Genomic DNA, 22120 nt, shown 5'->3' with positions numbered 1-22120 from the left:
CTTCAGACACATCAAGACCTTGCCCCAAATATTCATAACCACAAAAATATTGCCAATAAACACTTTCCCTTAGCTCTCCCTCCCTAAACGAATCAGAACCCTTGTACCTAGCTTGAAGCATTGATAGTGCTAGCATTACTCTATGATCTTTCTTATTTCTACCAAATTGCTTGATTTCAATGTTAGGCAATGCTCTGGCTTCAAGTTCAGACCAATTTACTAAATCCCTTAGTTTATATAACTTGTTTTTAGGATTTAGTTTTGTAGATAATTTCTCTTCAAATAACCTTTCTTGTTTTTGGAGAAAAGTAATATTTTCTATAGGCATAATTTTAAAATCCGTAAGCTTTATGCGGTAATTATACCATTTTCTTATGGATTTTGTAAGCTGTTTATGACATGAAACCCCTTGTTAATTCAGGCGGGGAGAGTTTTGACGGAGGGACTAATTTAGCGTGAAGTAAAACACTGATCATAATAGGTAAGGAATAATTTATAGTTATTTAAACCGCTTTAGCTATATTTATATAATCTTGAGGAGATAAATTTTCTGCTCTGAGCGATTGATCGAGATTTAACGTGTGAAGAATTTCTGCAATATTTGGTGCTATCTTTCCTAAAGATGATTTTATCATCTTTCTTCTAGCAGAAAAAGCTGCCTGAGTAATCTGCTCAAGTTTATTTCGAACAGCTGCCTCTGGAAAGTTCTGTTTTGGCACCAACCTTACGATACTAGACCATATTTTTGGCTCGGGATAAAAAGCTTTTGGACTAACGTCAAAACATTTTTCTACTTCACAGAAAATTTGACAAAAAATTGAAAGGCGGCCGTAAATTTTACTGTTATTAGAAGCTACTATGCGGTCAACTACTTCTTTTTGCAGCATTAAAGTCATACTATTTACATGCTCAATTTGACATAGCCAATTAGTCAACAATTGGCTCCCGATATTATAAGGTAGATTTGCTACTATATCTATCTTATCGCTATTTATTTCAGATAACGGCACTTTCAATGCGTCACCATGCTTAATTTCGAGAAGGGGATATGAGTCTTTAATCTCTTCCAGCAAAGGTAGGCACCTTATATCGGTTTCTACAACACAAAGGCTGCCTGGCGCAGATTTTAATATTGATCTTGTTAAGCCAGCTGGACCTGGTCCAATTTCTAATACATTTGAAGACTTATCGATTTGAGCAAATTTAACAATTTTGTCGCATAAAGATTCATCAAATATGAAGTTCTGTCCATATTTTTTAAGCGGGGCAATGCCGTGTTTACTTGCGAGCTTAGCAATAGAAAGAAGCATCTTATACCATTCCTGAAATTAATTTTACAGATGCGATTTTTTGCATATTTGTGTCCTCACCTATAAACATAGGTTCCGGGCAATCACCACTCAAATCATCATCTATAAATTTTAATTTGAGGAATGGTATTTATATACTAGCTGCTCAATTTGAAATCATCATTTTTATATAAGCTTTAGCCTTCAGATCCTTAAAGAATTTTGTTGCCTTTTGCGACATTTTCTTATTAGACAAGAATGTTTTAAGCTTACTTAGGTCGCCAGAAGAAACAGTTGATTCTTTCTTGCACACAAATACTAGTTTAAATTTACCATCTTCTTTATATACACTACTAGTAGCTCCTACTTTAGTGTCTTGAATAATTGATTTTGTACCGAATGGCATATCATCTAATTTTCTGTCAAATTTTTCAGCCTCTGCAAAACTATCGTAAAGCTTTTGGTCAACTTTATTACAATCGTAAAGTCGTTTCTTTAAATCTTGCATTTGCTTATGATCCTTATGTTCATTTCCTTTAGAAGTAAAGATCCATGCTTCAATATTGAATTTAGGCATATCAGTATTTATAACGGCTACATCTAATTCTAATGGTGAAACAGAAACAGAATTTGATAGTGAAGAAACAATATTATGTTTAATAATTTCACCAGCTATTTGTTTTTTAAAGCTTTCCATTTGCAGACCGCGCTCTTTCATAAAGGCAGCCATGCCACCGTTTGGCATATTGTTTCGTTGCTCTATAGTGCTAATCGCATTGTCAATTTGCGTTGATGTTATTTTTCCACCAACACTAGCAGCATGCTGATTAAGCAACTCTTCTTCAATAAGAACGTTGATAATACCATTGTTTAATTTTGCATCAACCGACGGACTTGAATTATCGATATTGTTAAGCACCATAACCATTTTCTTTCTGGATTCAAAATCATACTTTGTAATTGGTTGATCATTTACCAGAGCGATTATATCAGGCAGAGCGGCAAAAACTGAATTAGACAAAAGAATAACAATAATACCGATTAGTTTTTTCATACTTATATTCATCCCTACATATTTATAACTTTTAGGCCGACCATGAAAGTCTTGGTCCTTGTTTTACGGACACCTCTTAAACTATCGTGCAAGAAATTATCCATAATGGTGCCGCTAATACTAACACAATCAAATAAGTATGTCACCTTGATACTTCTTACCAAAATTTTTGGACTATTTCCTGAAGCATCAAGTCTTGCTCCTGCGCCTAACCATAAATCTTTTTTAAGTTGATAATTCGCATCAAAATTTAGCTGAGACATTTTTTCTTGTTCAAGCTTAAAATCATCTTTAGCAAAATAGTTTGATATATTATGAAGTTCAGTAAATGTGGTCGTGGCATTGAATTTTTCGGTCCAAGTTGTTGCTCCAAGTTCATTTCTAATAGGTCTAAGTTTCTTATCTCTGCGAAATCTATAAAATACCTCGAAATTATCTTCTAAATCAATGGTTGCATTGCCCACATACTCAGAATTACCATTTTTGGAAACATTATTTTTATGCACCAACTGACCAAGAAATGTATCAATATAAATATGATTAGACATTAATGAGGAATTAATACCGTAACTAACTCTAGTGCCGTAATCATGGTAGTCAATACCACTGAACCTATTGGAGTGGAATATATTATCCTCAGAAAGTTCACTCTTATTTGAATCTACTAGGGCAAACTTGTTAAATCTGTTCTCAAATTTTCTACCCAATACTAGCATAGCTGTCGGTTCCACCTTCAAACTAGATCTATCACTTAATGATTTCACTAAGGGGTACCGCCAACGGGTTCTAAATTCTGGTATATTTTTATACCAAACTCTTTGCCTCTCTATTAATGTATTTTTATCTGTAAAATCTACCCAATATAAATCTCCTCGGTTTGCCACAGAATATGTTAGCATGTGTCCATTATTCGTAATTAAGTTATTCATTAATTCTAAGTCTAGAGAGGTTCTTGCCACTCCTAGATCTTTTGGTTCTTGGTAGACAATGGTGTCGCTTTTAACATTTAGTAATATTGTTTCATCGTCATTAAAACTATAGACTTTCTTGCTCTTAACGCTTGGAAAAACCAATGGAATTTGCCTTTTCTTCTCATTTGCCCTTAAGTCCTGAAAATAATACCCATCGAGAGAAAAATAATCTCTTGTATCAATAGTGTTAGTGTAGACCTTAGATGTCAGGTAATGGTCAAATATTTCGTGGTAATTAGTAAGGTAAGCTTTATCCGATGTTCTTTTGATATCGAATCCAAAATTTACTTCATTTTCAACAAAATTTCCTTTAGCAAAAATATGGTAACGTCCTGGCCTTGAGCTCTTTTCTGTTTTTTGGCCACCTGATTTACTTATTGGCGGGTTACCAAAGCTCCCAAGAATATCATAATAGCCATTTCTTACCTTATGGCGAAATTCAGTCTCGAATATTGTATAGTTTTTTGATAATCTTGGGCTGATTGTAGCATCAATATTAGGTTTTGGTCGAAAATAAAAAGGTATCAAAAAATTGTCGCGTTTTATTTGTGGCCCAAGAATACCTGATTGAGCTTTAGCGTTTGGCGATGGATGAGAAAAATATGGAAGATAAATTAATGGAACACCATAAACTTCAAAAAACAGATGTCTGTAAGTAATTTTTTGCTTGTCATAATCAATATCAGTTTTGCTAGAACTTAATTGCCAAATAGGATTTCTACTACAATTAAATTCACAAGGGGTAAAAACTGACTTTTCTAAGATAATTCTGTTTTTCTCTATTCTTTTTGCAGTTCTTGAGACAATAACAGCGTTGTTATCAAGTTTGGCCATAAATCCTTTGATAATACCTTTTTTAAATTTATCTTTAAAAACAGCTTTTTGACCATAAATTGTTTGGCCATTTTGATCGATAATTCGGACATTTCCTTCGGCATATACTATGTCTCTGTCCAAATCATAATGCACAACCGCGGCATGCAGAGTATATTCATCCATTTGGATAAACACATTACCTGAGGCGGTAATAGTATTATTATTAGCATCATAGTTGGTTTCTTTTGCCTTGATAATCGCCCCCTTCTTGGGCGAGGCCTGGACAAAGTTGGTCATGAAACCAAGTAATAAAATTGCAAGTAATAGTTTGCAAAAAAACTTCATTTAAATTAGTCTATTCAAAGTAAAATATTCTCGATCATACATGATGTTAGACGATTATTTAACAAATAACGTAAGCAAAACGGATTTTTCTGTTTCCGAAATTTCCAGCAAAATTAAATGGCTGCTGGAAAATAACTTAGGGACCGTTAGAATCAAAGGAGAGATCTCTGGATTAAAAATTGCTACCTCAGGACATGGCTATTTTTCTTTAAAAGATGAAAATGCTATTCTGGCAGCCACTTGTTGGAAACACACCTTAGCTAGGGTTAACTTCAAACTAGAAGAAGGCTTAGAAGTCGTTGTTACAGGTAAAATTACTGCTTATGCTGGTCAGTCGAAATATCAAATATCGGTTGAATTGATTGAGCCCTCTGGTGTTGGTGCTTTCATGAAGATACTAAGCGAGCGACGTCAAAAGCTAGAAAAAGAAGGGTTGTTCGCGCAGGAGCATAAACAAAAAATTCCCTTTTTTCCTAAAAAAATCGGTATTATAACTTCAATCACTGGTGCAGTGATAAAGGATATAATTCACCGCATTTCTGATCGGTGTCCAACTCACCTTGTGATTTGGCCCGTCAGCGTTCAAGGAGAGACGGCTGCTGAGGAAATATCAAATGCTATAAATGGTTTTAATAAATTACCAACTAATTTACAACCTGATTTACTAATCATAGCCAGAGGCGGTGGATCTATTGAAGATTTATGGTCGTTTAACGAAGAAGTTGTAGTGAGAGCGGTTTTTAACTCAGGCATACCAACAATTTCTGCAGTAGGCCACGAAACCGATTATACACTAATTGATCTTGCTTCTGACCTTAGAGCGCCAACGCCAACTGCAGCAGCTGAGTTTGCCGTGCCAGTTATTGCAGATTTGAAATATACACTGAACCTCTTTGCTGAGCGTATTACACACCGGCTTTCAGATTTAATAAAATATTATTTACAGAGACTAAGAAATAATGAACGTGTTTTACAACAAATCCAGAGTATTATAAATAATCACATTCAACGCTTAGATGATCTCTCATTTAGGTTAATAGGTGCATTACCCAACCTATTAAAACAGAAACAATTATATCTTTTGCACTTCCCGATTTCTAGGCTCAAACCAACAAAAATACTAAACTATAAATATCTACAATACCAGAATATGAGAAACAGCCTTCTTGGTAAGACAGACACTTTACTTGCCCCTCTTGAGCACAAGCTTACTTTGAATTCATCGCTGCTAGCTAGCCTTGATTACAATAATGTTTTAAATCGAGGATTTGCTATGTTGAAAAATAGTGATGGTAAAATTATTTCAACTTTGTCTGATGCTCAAAAAAGCCCATCGTTGAATTTAAAAATGAAAGATGGAGAAATGAGTGTTGTTAAACTTGCTCCCCAGCGTTAATCAACCCCCATTCTTTATTTTGCAGTTATTCGGTTTGCTAGCGTCGAAGATCTAAGAAAGGAATCCCCCGCAAGATACAGTCTTCACCGTATTGGGCCGTAAAATATATTAAGAAGCCTATAAAAGATTAGGTACAAAACCTGATTTAACCAGATAATGGGAACTTTAGAAAAATTCCTATTATATTAATAATCTTTCTATCTTAAGTTTAGAATTTATAAACTGTTGACAATAGATAAACTGTCTGCTAATCCTTAAGTAAGTAAGTATTCGTTTATATATTTACTCGTTATTTAATAAACCGTTAGTTAACAATTTAAATGGAGGATTTATGGGGGGCATGAACGATGCGAAAGACACTGCCAGAAAAATGAAAAACATTGTTGTAGATAAAACTGAGGATGCAGTAGGTATTACAAAATCCCCTAAAGAATTAGCAAAGAGAATCATCGAACATCTTACTCATCGAGAATATAAAGAGGCTGCTACTATGTTAAGCTCTGAGGCAAGAAAGCACCTTGTTAAAAAAGGATTAGAGAATGATAAGTTAGCCCAAGAGAAATTAGTTGATTTTGAGAGAGCTGTTAATGCTTTAGCAATTGATTTAAAAAATCATGATTATAAGCAAATAATGTCCCAATTTGAAAGATTGGAAAAAGTATTACCTGAAAAATCTATAGAATCTTACCCTGTATTGGGTTCTATGAAAAATATATTAAAGAGTATAATCGATACTTTTAAGAAGCATATAGAAGAAGGTACAGAACCTGAGTTTAAAGATATGCTAAGCACTTTAGAAAAGTCATTTGACAATTTTATGAACAACTAAAATAGATAAATTATATTTAAATAAAAAAAGAGGCGTCTTTATGAAGAAATTTCAAATTCTATTGGTAACAGTACTATGTTTACACCTGGTAAGTTGTGGTGGTTCAAGAGGGCAGACAGGAAGAGAAGGTTATAAAAATCAGGGTGAACAAATGGAAGATACTAAAATAGTACACTTTATAAGGAATAAATTTCGCCAAGATCCTTTAATTCCAACTAGCTTAATCCATATAGCTGTAGATAGAGGAATAGTCCAATTAAGTGGATTTGTACGGACGCATGAAGAAGCTAACCTCGCTATTTTAAGTGTTAAAGGAGCACCAGGGGTAAAAGATGTAATTAACAGCTTAATAGTTTTATCAGGCGGTGAGTACGCTGCTAGAAGAGCAACTGTAGAAAGGTATAATACCGCAAGGTAATTAGGGTATTGTGTTGCAAATATCAAGGTCCATAAGTGTTTTGTTTTTGCTGTTTGCAACAGCTACGTTAATTCAAGAAAATTACAACAAAGCTAATATAAGTCTCATGTTAACTTAATTTAATCAAAGGAGAAAAACTTTATGTTATTAAAAAAACCAATTATGTTTGTTCTTTCATTAACCATTGCAACTATAGCCATCTTTAATTGTCCCATGATTTTTGCCACTCCCGCAGAAGATTCTGATATAACGACGGGGATAACAGCGCTATTAATAAGCGAGAATGATATTCCGAGTAATAGTATAAGTGTATCAACAAAAGATCGCATAGTAACCCTTAAAGGCACTGTAGATACTGCCTTACAAGCTCACAAAGCAATAGAAATTGCTTCTAGTGTTAACGGTGTAATTGATGTGGTTGACACTCAACTTAAATTAAAAGGAAGCCAATCATTAATTGCAGATTCTTTAATTACAGCAAAGGTTAAGGGAAAAATAAGGTATTTGTATACAAGTGAAAAAATAGTCGATGGATACGATCTGCATGTTGAAACTACGGACCACGTAGTACACATTTTTGGTAAAGTTGCAAGAGAAGCAGATTTGGATACAGTAGTAGCTGCAGCTAAAGAAGTTAAAGGCGTAAAATCTGTTAAAACCAACATAAAAGTATAAATAAGCTACTATAAAAGTACAAGCCACCCAGCGTTGTCAAGTTAAGTAATTTAGGGTTCATCTATTTTACTTAACTTGACTATGTCCTCATAATTTCCATAAATATAATTTAAATTGGGTTACTCTAAGATTTAAAACAAATACTTGACTATTTTAGTTGGGTAAGTTAGCCTTCATACATATTATTTATTTTTGAATAAACCATATGATGTTAACAACTAAGAGTCGTTATGCAGTAATGGCGGTAATCGAAGTGGCAACAAACAAGACAGGTCTGCCTATGAAACTGTCTGATATTTCGGCAAATCAAGATATTCCTCTAAATTATCTGGAGCAAATATTTCTCAAGCTTAAAAAGGCAGATATTGTAAAATCGGTTAAAGGACCTGGTGGGGGATATCAACTTACTAATACTACTGATCAAATTACTATTGAAAATATCATTGATGCGGTGGATGAGAACCTTAAGATGACTAGGTGTTCAAAAGACAAGAACTGTAGAAAAAATGGTATAAACTGTCAAACTCATGATTTATGGAAAGGTCTTAGCAAAAGGATACGAGACTATTTTGCTAACATTTCTATAGCCGATATAATGAATGGAGAGCTTAAGGTATAGTAAAATGACACCACTTTTAGGCTTAAATCAGACAATATATCTTGATCATAATGCAACGACACCTCTGTGCCCGGCTGTAAAAAGCAAAATGGATGAGTATGCATTATTGCCTCTAAATCCTTCGTCGATTCATTCAAATGGAAGAGCTGCCAAATCAATAATTGAAAATGCTCGCAAGCTGATAGCAAAGCTTATGGGGTTTGAAAGTAATTTCAGAAATTATCAAGTAACTTTTACCTCTGGCGCCACTGAGGCTAACAATATTATTCTGGCTAATTATAGAGATGGCGAAATATTTATCTCTGCAACAGAACATCTTTCAATTTGGGCACATAGTAAGGTTGCTTCCAATTTTACTGTGATTCAAGTGGATAAGGATGGCGTTTTAGACCTTGAGGATTTGCAACAAAAATTGGCAAGTTCTACAAAGCAAAAGAAACTAGTTTCAGTGATGTTGGCAAACAACGAAACTGGTGTTATTTCTTTTTTACAAGAAATAGCTAAAATTTCCCATGAACATGATGCGCAGATACATAGCGATTGTGCTCAAGCTACTGGAAAAATTCCGGTTGATATGATAGTCATGGATCTTGATTTTGCAAGCATTTCTGGTCACAAATTTGGTGGTCCAGTTGGATCAGGGGCTTTAGTCAGTAAAACATCGTTTCACCTTCAACCAATATTTATTGGCGGTGGGCAAGAGCGATCCTTGCGTTCTGGTACTGAAAATGTCCCTGCAATTGCAGGGCTTGGCGAGGCTGCGTTGATTGCATTTGATGAATTAGACAAACGTAATGATAAAATGAAAAAATTACGTGATAAGCTCGAGTCTAAATTACTGAATAAGTTTCCAGATATAATTATTGCTGGTATAAATACCGAGCGCTTGCCAAATACTAGTTTAATAATTAACCCAAAAGTTACAGCACAAATAATGTTAATTGCTCTTGATCTAAAAGGCGTTGCAGTAAGTTCTGGTTCTGCTTGTTCTTCTGGTAAAGTTGGCAAATCTCATGTCCTATCCGCAATGGGTTGCTCTGACGATGAAATTAAGTCTGCCATACGTGTATCCTTAGGATATACAACTAGTGATAAAGATATTAATGATTTTCTTGAAATATATAGCGAATTAAATAGGTAAGGAATATGAACAACCTAACAAAACTAAAACAAAAAGTGATTGATGAGGGAGGAAGAGTCCCAATCTACCTAGACAGTCAAGCTACAACACCTACTGACCCAAGAGTAGTTGAGGCGATGATACCTTATTTTACTCACAATTTTGGTAATCCGCATTCAAGAAGTCATCAATATGCGTGGGAAGCAGAAGAAGCATGCGAACTTGCAAGGTCGCAGGTAGCAAATTTAATCGGTGCTGTATCAAAAGAAATAGTATTTACTTCTGGAGCAACGGAGTCGAATAATATGGCTCTGAAAGGGATTGCAAAATTCTATGGAAATAAAAGGAATCACATTGTAACCCTTGTAACGGAACATAAATGTATTTTAGATACAGCCCGTCATTTAGAGCAAGAGGGTTTTGAAGTAACCTATTTACCTGTGCAACCAAATGGCTTAGTTGATTTAAATCAACTAGAAAAAGCTGTAACACAGAATACTGTACTTGTTTCGGTGATGGCAGTTAACAATGAAATTGGAGTTATTCAGCCACTTAAAGAAATTGGGAAGATTTGTCGTCAAAAGGGTGCTTTTTTTCATACTGACATGGCTCAAGCATTTGGTAAAATTCCAATTGATGTTAATGAGTGTAATATTGACCTTGCAAGTATTTCAGGTCATAAAATACATGGACCAAAAGGTATTGGAGCACTTTACATTAGACGCAAACCAAGAATACGCCTTACTCCTATTATAAATGGTGGAGGACAAGAGAGAGGTTTACGGTCTGGAACACTTGCTACTCCTTTAGTAGTAGGGCTTGGCAAGGCTGCATTGATTGCTTCACAAGAAATGGAAGCTAATCATAAGCATGTAAAGAGACTGTTCGATCGTTTTGTTGGAACAATTCAAACTAGAGCTGAAGAAATATATCTCAATGGTGATAGAGAGAAACGTTATCATGGTAATGTAAATTTGAGTTTTGCTTATATTGAAGGAGAATCGATGATTTTAGCTATCAAAGATCTTGCAGTATCATCTGGTTCGGCTTGTACATCATCTTCCCTTGAGCCATCTTATGTACTTAGAGCACTTGGGGTAGGCGATGCTATGGCTCACACTTCAATTAGGTTTGGGTTTAGTAAGTTCACAACTGAAGCAGAGGTTGATTATGCTGCTGAGTTGGTGCTTTCAAAAATAAATACCTTAAGAGAACTGAGCCCATTGTGGGAAATGGTACAAGAAGGTATTGATATTAATGAAATAAAATGGGCCACCCATTAATAAATTAAAGGTAGGTTAATATGGCATATAGTAACGAAGTAATAGATCACTATGAAAACCCACGTAATGTAGGGACACTGGACAAAAAAGATGGCTCAGTTGGCACTGGGCTAGTTGGCGCACCAGCTTGTGGTGACGTATTAAAGCTACAGATCAAGGTTGACGATAATGGTGTTATTATTGATGCTAAATTTAAAGCATTTGGTTGTGGTTCAGCCATTGCTTCTAGCTCTCTTGTAAGCGAATGGGTCAAAGGCAAAAACGTTGACGAGGCTCTTGCTATTAAAAATACAGAGATAGCTAAGCATTTATCGCTTCCACCAGTAAAGCTTCATTGTTCAATGCTTGCGGAAGATGCAATTAGGGCGGCAGTAACTGACTATAAAAACAAAAAACGTAAAAATGGCTAATACCAAGCAGGTTATGGCCCTAACAGATGCGGCAGCGACCCAGATTAAAGCTCTTCTAGCTCAGCGAGGAAAAGAATCATTGGGTATTAGAATTGGTGTGAAATCTGGCGGTTGTTCTGGCTTGAAATATTTTGTGGAATATGCTGACGCAAAAGGGCATTTTGATGAGATCATAAGTGATAAGGGGGTAACGGTCCTAATTGATCCAAAAGCCTTAATGTATCTTCTTGGTACAGAAATGGATTACATGGAAGAAAAGTTTAAATCAGGATTTACCTTTACAAACCCAAATGAAAAAGGCAAATGTGGTTGTGGTAGCTCGTTCAATGTATGATACCCAAAGTCCTAATAGTCTAATATTTCAAGGAGATATTTCTTTAGTTGAGTCAGTAGTAATTTCTTCTCCCTCCTTAATATCTTTTAAAGCTATATCGCACCATCCATTTCTATAAGCTTGAAAGGTATTAGGAGTATCTGAATGGTTAACATATCGCTCAGGTTCTCCGAAAAGAAAAATAGTATCATTAAGTATATGAGCAAACCATTTTTCTTTTTCTGGTAGTTTTTCAAAACCCTTTCTTGTTAAGGGAGTAAGATTATATTTGATAACAATTTCATCTTTTTTGAAATCTCGTGTTGCGTACACACCTTTGTTATTTAGAACACCATTTCCAATAATTACCTTATTTAAGTATTTTTTCTTCATAAGAAGGTTTCATTTGTATAATATTTATATCAGATCAAGCCGCCATTTTTTTTAAAGGATTTTTTATCTGGTAGTAATCCGCCAACTTGTGCATCCCAAAGGGATCGGTATAACCCGTCTCTGACAAGTAGCTCTGTATGGATGCCATCTTCTACAATTTTACCCATGTCAAATACAAGGATACGGTCCATACGTAGTAAAGTTGAGAGGCGGTGAGCTATTACAATGGTTGTTCTTCGGCTTTCTCCAGAAGTTTCATTGCGACTATTCATTAATTCCCATAGGCTTTCTTGGATACTCATTTCAGTAATTGAATCAAGCTGAGAGGTGGCTTCATCCAATACTAAAATAGGTGCGTTTTTGAGAATGGCTCTGGCTATAGCGATTCTTTGACGCTGTCCACCAGATAGCTTAACGCCACGTTCACCAACAAGAGACTCATAGCCTTGGGGCAATTTGATAATAAATTCATGTGCTTGAGCACGCTTTGCAGCTTCAACTACTTCTTCGTCTGTTGCTTCAATCCTGCCATACCGAATATTCTCCATCAATGTGCGATGAAAAAGTGAGGGATCTTGTGGGATCATGGCGATGGCCCTGCGTAAAGAATCTTGGGTACACTGGCGAATATCTTGTCCATCGATGAAAATATGGCCACCGGTCAGGTCATAGAGTCTTAGAATTAGATTTACAAATGTCGTTTTGCCACTACCAGAATAACCAACTAATCCTACTTTTTGCCCCGATTGAATATTAATTGATATGTTTTGGAAGAGAGGGCCAATGCTTTTATAGTGGAATTTTACGCCTACAAAAATGATTTCACCCTTGGGAACAATTAAATCTGAAGCATTTTCTATATCCTTTATATTAAGAGGTCCGAAAAGTGCTGATAAACTCTGTTTGCATTTACCTACAGCTGTATTTAATTCGTCTATTTGTTCGACGGCTCCCCATGTCGTAAAACCAACCTCAACGCTTAATCCAAGAATAAGTGCGAAATCACCTATGCTTACAACCTGACTTAGCCGTAATTGAACTAGGAAGTATAACATCAGGGCTAGCATAATAGAAAACGAAGCTCCTCGAAATATATTCAATTTAATACCGAATATTCGATTTGCTTGAAAGGTTTTTTGAATCGAAAGTAAATATTTTTCAATGTAAGCTATTTCGTAATTGCGCCTGGCGAAGAGTCTGACCGTACTAGAATTCGTTATACTATCAACTAGTTGCCCAAAGAGAAGTGATCCAGCTGCTGCATGAAGTTCTGATAGGTCAATTATCCTTTTAGATACACGAAAACTAATGGCAGTAAACACTATAAACCAAATAAGCAAGGAGCAAAAAAAATAAGGATGGACATAATACATACTTATAAAAGCTACAATTAATAACGTTAAAAAGCGAATCATATGTTTAGAAATATCATGTACAACATGTTCTATATTGTCAGCTAATGTAATGATGTGGCTCGAAATTCGGCCTGATAAATTATCTTGAAAGAACTGATGGCTATGTTGGTGTATATACGAAAATGTCTTTTCGATAATTTGGTTTTTAATTATTGGTTGTAATTTGTAATTTATGTATCCTATTCCACGCCAACATAAATTATGTATTTCAAAGTTCAGGACAAAAAATACAGCAGGCCAAAAAATAAGAGATAGGACATTACCTGGTTCTGTATAACTCATAGTGTCAATCATGTGCTTAAGGAGCAAGCTATTGAGTGGTGGCCAAAGTCCGGTAATCATGGCAAGAAGAATAAATATGGCAGCAGGAAGTTTGTATATTTTCAAAAAATGCCATATAAAGGGCCATAGATTTTGTGGCAAAAAGGTGTTTTGTGGTAGAAGGGATACGTTCATGTCTATTACCTTGCTAGTTCACTCTCCTTTCCACAAGATATGTATTTATCTTGACATAAAAACATTTTTTGTGCAACCCTAGGCTATATTGGATCATTGTTTTTGCCATAAGAAACAAGAGATTAAACTTTGTTGAATATTTAATGAACATTACTTTTATTCCCCTAGCCAAATCGCATTTCCCATTGTTGATTAAGTGGCTAGAAGCACCGCATGTAAAGTTATGGTGGGATCAGGATATTCAATGGACACCAGAGCTGATAAGGGAAAAATATGGACATTACGTCGATGGGAGAAAATTAATAGATAATAGTCATGGAGAATTAGCGCAAAAACCAATATATGCATATATTATTTGCTTAAATGATATTCCTATTGGTTATATTCAATATTATAATGTATATGATTTTCTGCGTGAGCAGGGCCATGACTTATCCGAACTTCCAAATTCTTGTGCAGGTCTTGATTTGTATATAGGCGAAATAGAGTTTCTTGGTAAGAATGTTGGTTCTAAAGCTCTTATACTTTTCTTGGAGCAACATGTTTTTCAAAAATTTGATTACACATTCGTTGATCCGGATGTTACAAATACAGCTGCTATTCGTGCTTATGAAAAAGCAGGATTTATGAAGATTAAAGGAACTAAAGATGAAATATGGATGATAAGAGAGAAATAATGAGTACAAAAAATAGCATTTATACTTTAGTTCGCATAGCCAAGACATCTGATGTTCCAGATCTCGTGCCATTAATGGATCAACTCGGATACCCGGCTTCCCACGAAGAGCTTGAATCAAGGTATAAAAGGTTCATAAAAAATGATAATTATGGTGTTGCAGTTGCTGTCTCAGAAGAGAAACTTATTGGTTTTGTTGCTTGGTCAGTATCTTCGCTTTTTGTTTTGGATAAAGTGCGATTTCATATTGAGAGTTTAGTAGTAAACGAGAAGTATCGAGGTTGCGGAATTGGAAAAAAGCTTATGCTATTTGTAGAAGATATTGCACGTGACTTTAGTCCGGCTATTATTGACCTAACATCTGGCCTCCGTCGGGCTAAAGATGGATCTCATGAGTTTTATAAGACTCTTGGTTATCAAAATGATGGCCATATGGCAAAACTATATTTAAGAAAAGAAGTATGAACAAAAATCTCTCGCACCGCAGAGCGACAATAAATGACGTAGATACAATCGTTAATCTTCTGCTTGAAGATGAACTTGGAAAAACCCGTGAAAGTACTAACACAGTGCTTGATCAGCGTTACATCACTGCATTTCATAAAATAGATATTGATCAAAATCAATATCTTATGATTGTAGAAAATGGTGAAGAAATCGTTGGAACATGTCATTTAACGATTATGCCATCGCTGACTTTTTCTGGTAAAACAAGAATGCAAATTGAAGCAGTGCGTATTCTTGAGAAATACCGGGGGCATAAAATTGGTGAATGGATGATGCAAGCTTCTATCTCTTACGGTAAAGCTAAAGGTGCGTCCATAGTACAATTAACGACAAATAAAAAGCGTATCAAAGCTAGGAAATTCTACGAATGTTTCGGTTTTGAAGCAAGCCATGAAGGCATGAAACTGTATTTGAGCGAAGAGTAATGAATATTCAATTTGAGAAAGCTGAATTAAAGCATATTGATACTATTTTTGAATGGCTACGTCAGCCACATATGATGGAATTTTGGGATAATACTCAAGAACATAAGGATGATATAATGAATTTTATTCATGGGGAAAAGCAACATTATTTTTATGGCACAACAAAATATTGGATTGGTTCAATTGAGGGAGAGCTATATTGCTTTCTTTTATCTGATATTTTGCAGAAGGACCAAGAATTATCTGATGTTCATAGGGAGAATATGTCTAAATCTGGTCATACAATCGGCCTTGATTTTGGTATAGGAAATACAAAATTTTTAGGTCGAGGACTGGCAGCTCAAACACTAGAAGCTTTTATGGGTTTTTATTGCGAGTTTGTAGATCCTCTAGTTGATACATTTTTTATTGATCCAGATCCAAATAATCCTCGTGCTGTTCGCGTTTATTGCAAAGCTGGATTTCAAAAAGTTGGTACATATGAAGCTAATGCCGGCGCTTTTATTGGGCAAGCAAGTGATCTAATGGTCAAAAGGGTATAAGAAATTACATACAGATTATCCAAGACGTGATGAGCTCAAGGCATGAGTTGGGCCCTGGCCGGCGGGGCGCGTCTTTATATATACTATAAGTCATCCCGGGCTTGACCCGGGATCTCCTTCTATCTCATGAGATCCTGAAACAAGTTCAGGATGACTTTTTGTTGCCACAGGGCGTAGGCCAAGAGGGCAGGCGCAAGCCACAACTAATCAGCATAACTATTTTGCTTTTTATACCAAAAATCACCTACTTATCATAAATTTCTGCACTATTAGCATAAATAGGCTAATACCAAAGAAATACAGAGGCATAGGTAATAATGTATCATTGTGTAGAGCACCCATGCCAAGAGTAAACAGAGATATCAAACAGTAATAGAAAAAACCAAACAAACTTGAGGCTGTTCCTATACACCATTTGTAGTCTACAAGCGCTAGGGCCAAGGCGTTGCTGGTTGCCATACATATGCCAAACATAATACTCATTTGACTCAAGATAGTGATGCCAATCATAAGATTTGTAGAAAGCGGCAATATATTAGTATGTATAACAGTAAATACACTAAATATGCTTGCTGAAGCCAGAATAATAACCAGACCATAACCCATGATTGTTTTTGCTGTATGATGGTTATGCAGTTTTTTAGATAGTATTCCCCCCATCATGGTAGCGGCTGCAATGGCAATAAAGCTTAATCCATACTCGCTTGGCGTTAGGCCAAGTATCTTGATCAGATAAAATGATCCTTCGGCAAAATAGCTAAAAGAGATACCATTGCAAGCTGATACTATCAAGCCAAATCCAATTACCTTTTTATTCTTAAGTAAACTTGAACTAATTTCTAAAATTGAAACAGATTGTCTGTTAGCAACCTGGTGTGTTTCTGGCAGTAACTTTGCCACCAGTAGGGTCAAAATTATAGCAAATAACACCAAGGATAGAAAGATACTTGCCCATCCAAAATGCTGTGCAATTACCCCACCAATAACAGGACCGATAGCTGGGAAAATAGCAAGTCCACTACCTATTGAAGCATATGCTTTACCAAGCGAGGGGCCATGAAAACTATCCCTACAAATTGCTTGCCCTAGAACGCTTCCTATACTTCCCCCAAAAGCTTGAATAAAACGGCTAATCATAAGCATTTCAATGGTGGATGAAAAATAGCAGCCAATGCATCCAAGGATAAAAATGAAAAGGCCGGCTAAAACACATGGCTTGCGGCCAAAGTGATCAGAAAGCTTACCCCAAAATAAGGTGCCAATGGCAAAGCCAAAGAGGTAAATAGTGAGAGTATATTCTACCATCGACTCTTCAGCATGCAGAGCATGTGCGATATCGGGTAAAGATGGAGTATAAACAGTTTCAGAAAGCTGTGGTAGGCCCACAATAAGTACAATAAGCCAAAGCGCTGGCAATAGAGCGTGTGTCATAAAAAACCTCGACGTTTAAATTCAAAAATTAAGTAATAAAATAACCTTCACTCCTATTGGAATGTTGATAAAAAACTTAGTTTCCTACTTTAAACGACAATGATTGTCTTCACTTTTATCCTCGATATGATATGGTTAATATATAGTATAATACATATATGTTAATGTAATTGTCCATTATTGATTACAAAAAGGGAATATGAATGAAAAATTTTATTTTACTTATTATTTTTTATAACTCATGAGGCGATGGTATTAGTAATATTATAGTAGTGTTAAATGAAGGGAGAATTGGTGATCAAAATCAACTTTATGGAATAGTTGAAGCTCTTAAGTCTCAATCTCCAAATTTATCTATAAAATATACGCCTCATAATGAGCTTAAACCACTTAAAGAAATAATTAATAACACTTGTCGTGATAATTATAAAAAGTTAACAATTCTGACTTCAGGGCTTGAGGGTATAAATGTAATTAATGAAATAGCCGATGAATTATGCCCAAATGTTGTTGTACTAAATACAGCTCATATGATTTTCAAAGAACATCCTTCTATTTTAGGGAAAGCTAATCTTATCGCGTTACCCAAACACAGTATTGATAATGATTTTTTAAAGCACGCGAGTGAAAAGAAAACTGAAATAATACAAACAGTGGGGGTATCGCATAATTCAACCCCAACAATAATAAAACAAGAATATGAAAAATATGCTAAAGAGTTTCAGTGGCTTCAAGGAAAAGATAAAATAGCCATGATTGTTTTAGGAGGGGATGCTCCTACTTCTGAAGGAAAGATTAAGTTTTATACAGCTGAAGAGGCAGCTAAAGGGGCTGATTTGATAGGTCAATTTTGTAAAAAAGGAAACTATTCATTAATGATATTTAATGGTCCTAGAACAGGTCAATATGATCATACAACTTCTAATAAAAATGAGTGGGTGCACAAAAATGAAAAATTAGATATAACTACCTCTGCTTTCGTAGAAAGACTGCAGAAATATATGGATCCATCGCAATTTAAATTATATAATTTTAGCCATATTAGTCCTAGCCCATATAAAGCTGGATTCTGGGTAGTAAAAAATGCAAAAGAAGGACTATGTTTTTTACCAGGAGAGTCTACTTCTATGATCTCAGAAGGGAATGATAATTTACCAAACCGAACTATTATCATGCATAATGGGGCGATGAATGAAACTCATATTAAGCACGTAAAATCAGAAGTTGATGCTGGTCGTACAATTCTTTTTACTCCAGGTTTTATTGAAGCTTCGGTTATGCCAAAAATTGATTTTACGAGTCGTGCTAAGCCAGCGTCTGCAAAAATTGCTAATATATTACTCAAAAAATATCTATCAGTAAAATAATTTGGTTTTGTATCTAGTTTAGTTAATAGAAAAAATATGACTAATAAATCAATAATTAGACCCTTTGTGCAAAGTGATGGGGAACAGGTTTCTGATATTCTTCAAAAAACCGGTTGGGCAAATCAATATATTGATGGACAAAAAAGGGCCATTCAAAAATTATTGTTGGATGAGGAAGGTGAAGTTTTTGTTGTAGCGATTGATGATTTAGTTGTTGGTTATATTAGTGTGCAGCATCATAAGTGGAATAGGTTAAGCTATGTGCATGGTCTTGTTGTTTCCTCAATTTACCACAAACAAGGCATTGCTAAAAAATTATTAGAACATGTTGAAGTACAGGCAAAAGTGCGAAGCAATAGAGGGGTTTACCTCGATACTCCTGTTGATAACTTTGGAGCCAGAGCCTTTTATGAGTCAACAAAGTACCTAGAAAGTTACATTATTCCAGAGTTTTATAGGGCTGGTTTAGACGGCGTTGCATATATGAAATTGTTTGATCAAGGCAAAAATTTTTAAGGCATTAAGATAATGAATAATTCATTAGTTCCTATTATCGTTCCTGCAACTATTACCGACTACAATACAGTCCAAAATATGGCGCGGTTTTATGTTTATGACAGAACTGAATTTATGAGATGGGAATGTCCTGAAAACGGTATGTTTGAATGTATAGATTTTAAGCATTATTTTGTAGACAATGATAAGAAAGCTTTTTTAATTAAGGTAGAGAATGAATTAGCAGGGTTTATCTTACTTGATAAAGAATGCTTATTAACTAAAGAGATAGATTGGAATATTGGAGAATTTTTTATTCTTGCAAAATTCCAAGGTAAAGGTGTAGCATTGAAAGTAATTGAGTTGATATTTAAAATGTATTCAGGAAAATGGTCTGTTGCTGTAATGCCTGAGAATATCAAAGCACTAAAATTTTGGCGCAAAGCAATTATCCTGGCAGCTGGAAATAAATTTACAGAAATTTTTAAAACCGAAAAGGAATTAAAAACATCAGACAATCCTGATCCATATGCAATGAATATATTTACTTTCGAAATAGTGATATGAAAATCTATATGATAATTAAAAATTTTGTTTACTCGCTGCTAGGCAAAAAAACTATTGGTGCCAGAGCTTTGGTCCTAGACAATGATAAGATCCTGCTTATAAAGCATACATATATGCAAGGATGGTGCACTATTGGTGGTGGTGTTGAAGAAGGAGAAACTCCACAACAAACGATACTCAGAGAATTGTTAGAAGAAGTTGGTGTGGTAGCTAAATCTGTTAAATTGTTTAGTGTATATCATAGTCAAGTTGAGAAACGTGACGATTACGTAGTATTTTATATATGTACAGATTTTCTTGAAAAGAACTACATATGTGTTTCAGAAATAAAAGAAAAGAAATGGTTTAAATTGAAAGAGTTGCCTTCGGATATATCTCCCGCCACCCTAAGAAGGATTAAGGAGTATTATGGAGAGACAGAAATTAGCGACAAATGGTAGTTAAAAAAGGCAAAGAACACTTTATTTATAATTGGTTGGATACTGGTAAAATGAGTCAAATATATCCGATGACTAAGTCTAAAAAAGATTATTTACTAAAATCAGCATATATTGATACTCCTCTTGGACCTATGTTGGCAATTAGTGATGAAGAAGCCCTCTATCTACTAGAATTTGCTGATCGACGTAGTCTAGAGCGTCAAGTAGATAGGCTTAAGACGAAGACTAAAGCGATAATTACTGCAGGGCAATCGGAGCCTATAAAGCTTATAAAATCTGAGCTACAAAGATATTTTGATGGTTCATTAAAAGAATTTACAACGCCTCTTCAGCTTTTAGGGAGTACGTTTCAAGAGATTGTTTGGGAAGAGCTTATGCGTATTCCTTATGGTCAGACGCGAAGCTACAGTGACCAAGCTAAGGCTATCGGGAAACAGAAAGCATATAGAGCAGTTGCGAATGCCAATGGAGCAAATAAGTTGGCAATAATTATTCCTTGCCACCGTATTATCAACAGTAATGGTGATTTAGGTGGATATGGTGGTGGAGTTAACCGAAAAAAATGGCTTATAGATTTCGAGAAGAAAAATCATTTCATTGTAGTATGACCCTATGTTAGTTTTACTCAAAAGACTAGTTTATATGAAGAAACAACAAAAACTACCCTCAGAATCTATTATTTTAGATAAGCTAGGTCATAATATTAAGATCCCAGTTAGATATAGTTCTAGGGCAAAACGAATTTCAATTAGAGTAAATCATAATGGGGCAGAATTAATATTACCTCATAAACATTATAATGCAGGGTATAGGTTTTTATTATCAAAAGAATCTTGGGTAAGGCAAAAATTACAAAATGCAATCAAGCACGAGCCCATAGACGATAAAACGATACCAATTTTTGGTGAAATATACTCATTACAACATATTGAAGCAAATTATTGTAACGTTCTAATTAAGCAGAATTTAGTCGAGGTTTATTCAAATATTCCACATGATAAGAGTATTTTAATAAAGTTCTTGCGCGATAAATTATTATTGGAAGTGACGAAGTTGGTTGATTTTTTCAGTGCAAAACACGGTTTAAGCTTCAGCAAGATTCGAATTATGAATAATAAAAATAAATGGGGTAGTTGTTCAAGTAAAGGAGTCCTTTCATTTAATTGGCGCCTTGTTTTTGCGCCTAAAGAAATATTAGAATATTTAGTGGTGCATGAAATGTGTCATATAATAGAAATGAACCATAGTATACGTTTTTGGAATTTGGTCGACACACTTTATCCAAATTATAAATTAGCTAAATTATGGCTGAAGGGTAATGGGATGAGATTACATCGTTATTTATTATAGATCCTATTTAAAACATTCGAACAATTTTTATCCCAATAAAAAAACAGATAATACTAAGAGTAAAGCTCAATAGTCCCTCCGTCAAAACTCTCCCCGCCTGAATTAACAAGGGGTTTCATGTCATAAACAGCTTACAAAATCCATAAGAAAATGGTATAATTACCGCATAAAGCTTACGGATTTTAAAATTATGCCTATAGAAAATATTACTTTTCTCCAAAAACAAGAAAGGTTATTTGAAGAGAAATTATCTACAAAACTAAATCCTAAAAACAAGTTATATAAACTAAGGGATTTAGTAAATTGGTCTGAACTTGAAGCCAGAGCATTGCCTAACATTGAAATCAAGCAATTTGGTAGAAATAAGAAAGATCATAGAGTAATGCTAGCACTATCAATGCTTCAAGCTATGTACAACGGTTCTGATTCGTTTACGGAGGAAGAGCTAAAGGAAAATATTTATTGGCAATATTTTTGTGGTTATGAATATTTGCAGCAAGATCTTGATGTGTCTGAAG

At 35.0% G+C, this 22120-nt stretch carries 27 protein-coding genes; 20 read left to right on the top strand and 7 right to left on the bottom strand.

Annotated features, from left to right (window positions below):
• The 4 genes from Megvenef_RS01285 to Megvenef_RS01270 all read right to left on the bottom strand — a co-directional run.
• A partial coding sequence (locus Megvenef_RS01285) for a transposase (RefSeq protein ID WP_322776196.1) occupies positions 1–328 on the bottom strand: 328 nt, incomplete at its 3' end.
• A gap of 175 nt (positions 329–503) precedes the next feature.
• Positions 504–1310, bottom strand: coding sequence for a 16S rRNA (adenine(1518)-N(6)/adenine(1519)-N(6))-dimethyltransferase RsmA (gene rsmA / locus Megvenef_RS01280; protein ID WP_322776195.1), 807 nt, complete (start codon positions 1308–1310; stop codon positions 504–506).
• Positions 1311–1455: 145 nt separating this feature from the next.
• The gene (locus tag Megvenef_RS01275; protein ID WP_322776194.1) at positions 1456–2343 is read right to left on the bottom strand and encodes a SurA N-terminal domain-containing protein; all 888 of its coding nucleotides are present in this window, start codon (positions 2341–2343) and stop codon (positions 1456–1458) included.
• A gap of 14 nt (positions 2344–2357) precedes the next feature.
• Positions 2358–4427 carry an LPS-assembly protein LptD gene (locus Megvenef_RS01270; RefSeq protein WP_322776193.1) on the bottom strand — a complete coding sequence of 690 codons (2070 nt, stop codon included), beginning with the start codon at positions 4425–4427 and terminating at the stop codon, positions 2358–2360.
• A 91-nt stretch (positions 4428–4518) separates the two neighbouring features.
• On the opposite strand from Megvenef_RS01270, the gene xseA reads away from it, so the two are divergent.
• The 9 genes from xseA (at position 4519) to Megvenef_RS01225 (ending at position 11559) form a co-directional block, all read left to right on the top strand.
• Entirely contained in the window at positions 4519–5871 is a 1353-nt protein-coding gene (gene xseA / locus Megvenef_RS01265; protein ID WP_410519745.1) for an exodeoxyribonuclease VII large subunit, read from the top strand.
• A gap of 340 nt (positions 5872–6211) precedes the next feature.
• Positions 6212–6700 carry a hypothetical protein gene (locus Megvenef_RS01260; protein ID WP_322776191.1) on the top strand — a complete coding sequence of 163 codons (489 nt, stop codon included), beginning with the start codon at positions 6212–6214 and terminating at the stop codon, positions 6698–6700.
• 40 nt (positions 6701–6740) lie between these two features.
• Positions 6741–7118 carry a BON domain-containing protein gene (locus Megvenef_RS01255; protein ID WP_322776190.1) on the top strand — a complete coding sequence of 126 codons (378 nt, stop codon included), beginning with the start codon at positions 6741–6743 and terminating at the stop codon, positions 7116–7118.
• 141 nt (positions 7119–7259) lie between these two features.
• On the top strand, positions 7260–7793 hold the full coding sequence (locus Megvenef_RS01250; protein WP_322776189.1) for a BON domain-containing protein: 534 nt from the start codon (positions 7260–7262) through the stop codon (positions 7791–7793).
• Positions 7794–7998: 205 nt separating this feature from the next.
• Positions 7999–8412: an Rrf2 family transcriptional regulator gene (locus tag Megvenef_RS01245; RefSeq protein WP_322776188.1), complete on the top strand. Its 414-nt coding sequence runs from the start codon at positions 7999–8001 to the stop codon at positions 8410–8412.
• 4 nt (positions 8413–8416) lie between these two features.
• Entirely contained in the window at positions 8417–9553 is a 1137-nt protein-coding gene (locus Megvenef_RS01240; RefSeq protein WP_322776187.1) for a cysteine desulfurase family protein, read from the top strand.
• A gap of 5 nt (positions 9554–9558) precedes the next feature.
• Positions 9559–10815, top strand: a complete 1257-nt coding sequence (locus tag Megvenef_RS01235; RefSeq protein ID WP_322776186.1) for an IscS subfamily cysteine desulfurase — start codon at positions 9559–9561, stop codon at positions 10813–10815.
• A 20-nt stretch (positions 10816–10835) separates the two neighbouring features.
• Complete coding sequence (gene iscU / locus Megvenef_RS01230) at positions 10836–11225, top strand: Fe-S cluster assembly scaffold IscU (RefSeq protein WP_322776185.1); 390 nt, start codon at positions 10836–10838, stop codon at positions 11223–11225.
• Entirely contained in the window at positions 11218–11559 is a 342-nt protein-coding gene (locus Megvenef_RS01225; RefSeq protein ID WP_322776184.1) for a HesB/IscA family protein, read from the top strand. Before iscU ends, Megvenef_RS01225 begins: the two co-directional genes overlap by 8 nt.
• Before the next feature lie 27 nt (positions 11560–11586).
• Here the strand turns inward: Megvenef_RS01225 and Megvenef_RS01220 are convergent, their stop codons facing one another.
• Together Megvenef_RS01220 and Megvenef_RS01215 are read right to left on the bottom strand one after the other, a co-directional pair.
• The gene (locus Megvenef_RS01220; protein ID WP_322776183.1) at positions 11587–11931 is read right to left on the bottom strand and encodes an SET domain-containing protein; all 345 of its coding nucleotides are present in this window, start codon (positions 11929–11931) and stop codon (positions 11587–11589) included.
• Between the two features lie 29 nt (positions 11932–11960).
• Entirely contained in the window at positions 11961–13802 is a 1842-nt protein-coding gene (locus tag Megvenef_RS01215) for an ABC transporter ATP-binding protein (RefSeq protein WP_322776182.1), read from the bottom strand.
• 143 nt (positions 13803–13945) lie between these two features.
• Here Megvenef_RS01215 and Megvenef_RS01210 point away from each other — a divergent pair, with 143 nt between their 5' ends.
• Genes Megvenef_RS01210 through Megvenef_RS01195 form a run of 4 tightly spaced genes read left to right on the top strand, consistent with a single transcriptional unit; the run spans position 13946 to position 15952 of the window.
• The gene (locus tag Megvenef_RS01210) at positions 13946–14479 is read left to right on the top strand and encodes a GNAT family N-acetyltransferase (RefSeq protein WP_322776181.1); all 534 of its coding nucleotides are present in this window, start codon (positions 13946–13948) and stop codon (positions 14477–14479) included.
• Positions 14479–14943, top strand: a complete 465-nt coding sequence (locus tag Megvenef_RS01205) for a GNAT family N-acetyltransferase (protein ID WP_322776180.1) — start codon at positions 14479–14481, stop codon at positions 14941–14943. Before Megvenef_RS01210 ends, Megvenef_RS01205 begins: the two co-directional genes overlap by 1 nt.
• Positions 14940–15410: a GNAT family N-acetyltransferase gene (locus tag Megvenef_RS01200; RefSeq protein ID WP_322776179.1), complete on the top strand. Its 471-nt coding sequence runs from the start codon at positions 14940–14942 to the stop codon at positions 15408–15410. The genes Megvenef_RS01205 and Megvenef_RS01200 overlap by 4 nt, the downstream gene beginning before the upstream one ends.
• Positions 15410–15952, top strand: coding sequence for a GNAT family N-acetyltransferase (locus tag Megvenef_RS01195; RefSeq protein WP_322776178.1), 543 nt, complete (start codon positions 15410–15412; stop codon positions 15950–15952). The genes Megvenef_RS01200 and Megvenef_RS01195 overlap by 1 nt, the downstream gene beginning before the upstream one ends.
• A 240-nt stretch (positions 15953–16192) precedes the next feature.
• On the opposite strand, the gene Megvenef_RS01190 is transcribed toward Megvenef_RS01195, so the two are convergent.
• Positions 16193–17383, bottom strand: a complete 1191-nt coding sequence (locus Megvenef_RS01190) for a multidrug effflux MFS transporter (RefSeq protein ID WP_322776177.1) — start codon at positions 17381–17383, stop codon at positions 16193–16195.
• A gap of 272 nt (positions 17384–17655) precedes the next feature.
• On the opposite strand from Megvenef_RS01190, the gene Megvenef_RS01185 reads away from it, so the two are divergent.
• The 7 genes from Megvenef_RS01185 to Megvenef_RS01155 form a co-directional block, all read left to right on the top strand.
• A complete protein-coding gene (locus Megvenef_RS01185) occupies positions 17656–18750 on the top strand; it encodes an ELM1/GtrOC1 family putative glycosyltransferase (protein ID WP_322776176.1) in 1095 nt (364 codons plus the stop codon).
• Between the two features lie 36 nt (positions 18751–18786).
• Positions 18787–19266 carry a GNAT family N-acetyltransferase gene (locus Megvenef_RS01180; RefSeq protein ID WP_322776175.1) on the top strand — a complete coding sequence of 160 codons (480 nt, stop codon included), beginning with the start codon at positions 18787–18789 and terminating at the stop codon, positions 19264–19266.
• Between the two features lie 12 nt (positions 19267–19278).
• A complete protein-coding gene (locus tag Megvenef_RS01175) occupies positions 19279–19812 on the top strand; it encodes a GNAT family N-acetyltransferase (protein ID WP_322776174.1) in 534 nt (177 codons plus the stop codon).
• A gap of 8 nt (positions 19813–19820) precedes the next feature.
• Positions 19821–20252: an NUDIX domain-containing protein gene (locus Megvenef_RS01170; protein WP_322776173.1), complete on the top strand. Its 432-nt coding sequence runs from the start codon at positions 19821–19823 to the stop codon at positions 20250–20252.
• A gap of 68 nt (positions 20253–20320) precedes the next feature.
• The gene (locus Megvenef_RS01165) at positions 20321–20860 is read left to right on the top strand and encodes a methylated-DNA--[protein]-cysteine S-methyltransferase (RefSeq protein ID WP_322776197.1); all 540 of its coding nucleotides are present in this window, start codon (positions 20321–20323) and stop codon (positions 20858–20860) included.
• A gap of 34 nt (positions 20861–20894) precedes the next feature.
• Positions 20895–21602 carry a M48 family metallopeptidase gene (locus tag Megvenef_RS01160; RefSeq protein ID WP_322776172.1) on the top strand — a complete coding sequence of 236 codons (708 nt, stop codon included), beginning with the start codon at positions 20895–20897 and terminating at the stop codon, positions 21600–21602.
• Between the two features lie 190 nt (positions 21603–21792).
• The coding region (locus Megvenef_RS01155) for a transposase (protein WP_322776028.1) at positions 21793–22120 on the top strand (328 nt) is incomplete at its 3' end.

The organism is Candidatus Megaera venefica (assembly GCF_034554655.1).
GTDB classification, from domain to species: domain Bacteria; phylum Pseudomonadota; class Alphaproteobacteria; order Rickettsiales; family Rickettsiaceae; genus Megaera_A; species Megaera_A venefica.
This window is presented reverse-complemented; position numbering and strand designations above follow the sequence as displayed.

Coding starts and splice junctions, on each gene's coding strand:
- Megvenef_RS01200 (WP_322776179.1), top strand. CDS start 14,940: ATGAACAAAAATCTCTCGCACCGCAGAGCGACAATAAATGACGTAGAT.
- Megvenef_RS01165 (WP_322776197.1), top strand. CDS start 20,321: ATGACTAAGTCTAAAAAAGATTATTTACTAAAATCAGCATATATTGAT.
- Megvenef_RS01240 (WP_322776187.1), top strand. CDS start 8,417: ATGACACCACTTTTAGGCTTAAATCAGACAATATATCTTGATCATAAT.
- Megvenef_RS01215 (WP_322776182.1), bottom strand. CDS start 13,802: ATGAACGTATCCCTTCTACCACAAAACACCTTTTTGCCACAAAATCTA.
- Megvenef_RS01245 (WP_322776188.1), top strand. CDS start 7,999: ATGATGTTAACAACTAAGAGTCGTTATGCAGTAATGGCGGTAATCGAA.
- Megvenef_RS01250 (WP_322776189.1), top strand. CDS start 7,260: ATGTTATTAAAAAAACCAATTATGTTTGTTCTTTCATTAACCATTGCA.
- Megvenef_RS01260 (WP_322776191.1), top strand. CDS start 6,212: ATGAACGATGCGAAAGACACTGCCAGAAAAATGAAAAACATTGTTGTA.
- rsmA (WP_322776195.1), bottom strand. CDS start 1,310: ATGCTTCTTTCTATTGCTAAGCTCGCAAGTAAACACGGCATTGCCCCG.
- Megvenef_RS01195 (WP_322776178.1), top strand. CDS start 15,410: ATGAATATTCAATTTGAGAAAGCTGAATTAAAGCATATTGATACTATT.
- Megvenef_RS01235 (WP_322776186.1), top strand. CDS start 9,559: ATGAACAACCTAACAAAACTAAAACAAAAAGTGATTGATGAGGGAGGA.
- Megvenef_RS01205 (WP_322776180.1), top strand. CDS start 14,479: ATGAGTACAAAAAATAGCATTTATACTTTAGTTCGCATAGCCAAGACA.
- Megvenef_RS01220 (WP_322776183.1), bottom strand. CDS start 11,931: ATGAAGAAAAAATACTTAAATAAGGTAATTATTGGAAATGGTGTTCTA.
- Megvenef_RS01190 (WP_322776177.1), bottom strand. CDS start 17,383: ATGACACACGCTCTATTGCCAGCGCTTTGGCTTATTGTACTTATTGTG.
- Megvenef_RS01270 (WP_322776193.1), bottom strand. CDS start 4,427: ATGACCAACTTTGTCCAGGCCTCGCCCAAGAAGGGGGCGATTATCAAG.
- Megvenef_RS01210 (WP_322776181.1), top strand. CDS start 13,946: ATGAACATTACTTTTATTCCCCTAGCCAAATCGCATTTCCCATTGTTG.
- Megvenef_RS01225 (WP_322776184.1), top strand. CDS start 11,218: ATGGCTAATACCAAGCAGGTTATGGCCCTAACAGATGCGGCAGCGACC.
- Megvenef_RS01160 (WP_322776172.1), top strand. CDS start 20,895: ATGAAGAAACAACAAAAACTACCCTCAGAATCTATTATTTTAGATAAG.
- Megvenef_RS01170 (WP_322776173.1), top strand. CDS start 19,821: ATGATAATTAAAAATTTTGTTTACTCGCTGCTAGGCAAAAAAACTATT.
- Megvenef_RS01255 (WP_322776190.1), top strand. CDS start 6,741: ATGAAGAAATTTCAAATTCTATTGGTAACAGTACTATGTTTACACCTG.
- Megvenef_RS01275 (WP_322776194.1), bottom strand. CDS start 2,343: ATGAAAAAACTAATCGGTATTATTGTTATTCTTTTGTCTAATTCAGTT.
- Megvenef_RS01175 (WP_322776174.1), top strand. CDS start 19,279: ATGAATAATTCATTAGTTCCTATTATCGTTCCTGCAACTATTACCGAC.
- xseA (WP_410519745.1), top strand. CDS start 4,519: ATGTTAGACGATTATTTAACAAATAACGTAAGCAAAACGGATTTTTCT.
- iscU (WP_322776185.1), top strand. CDS start 10,836: ATGGCATATAGTAACGAAGTAATAGATCACTATGAAAACCCACGTAAT.
- Megvenef_RS01180 (WP_322776175.1), top strand. CDS start 18,787: ATGACTAATAAATCAATAATTAGACCCTTTGTGCAAAGTGATGGGGAA.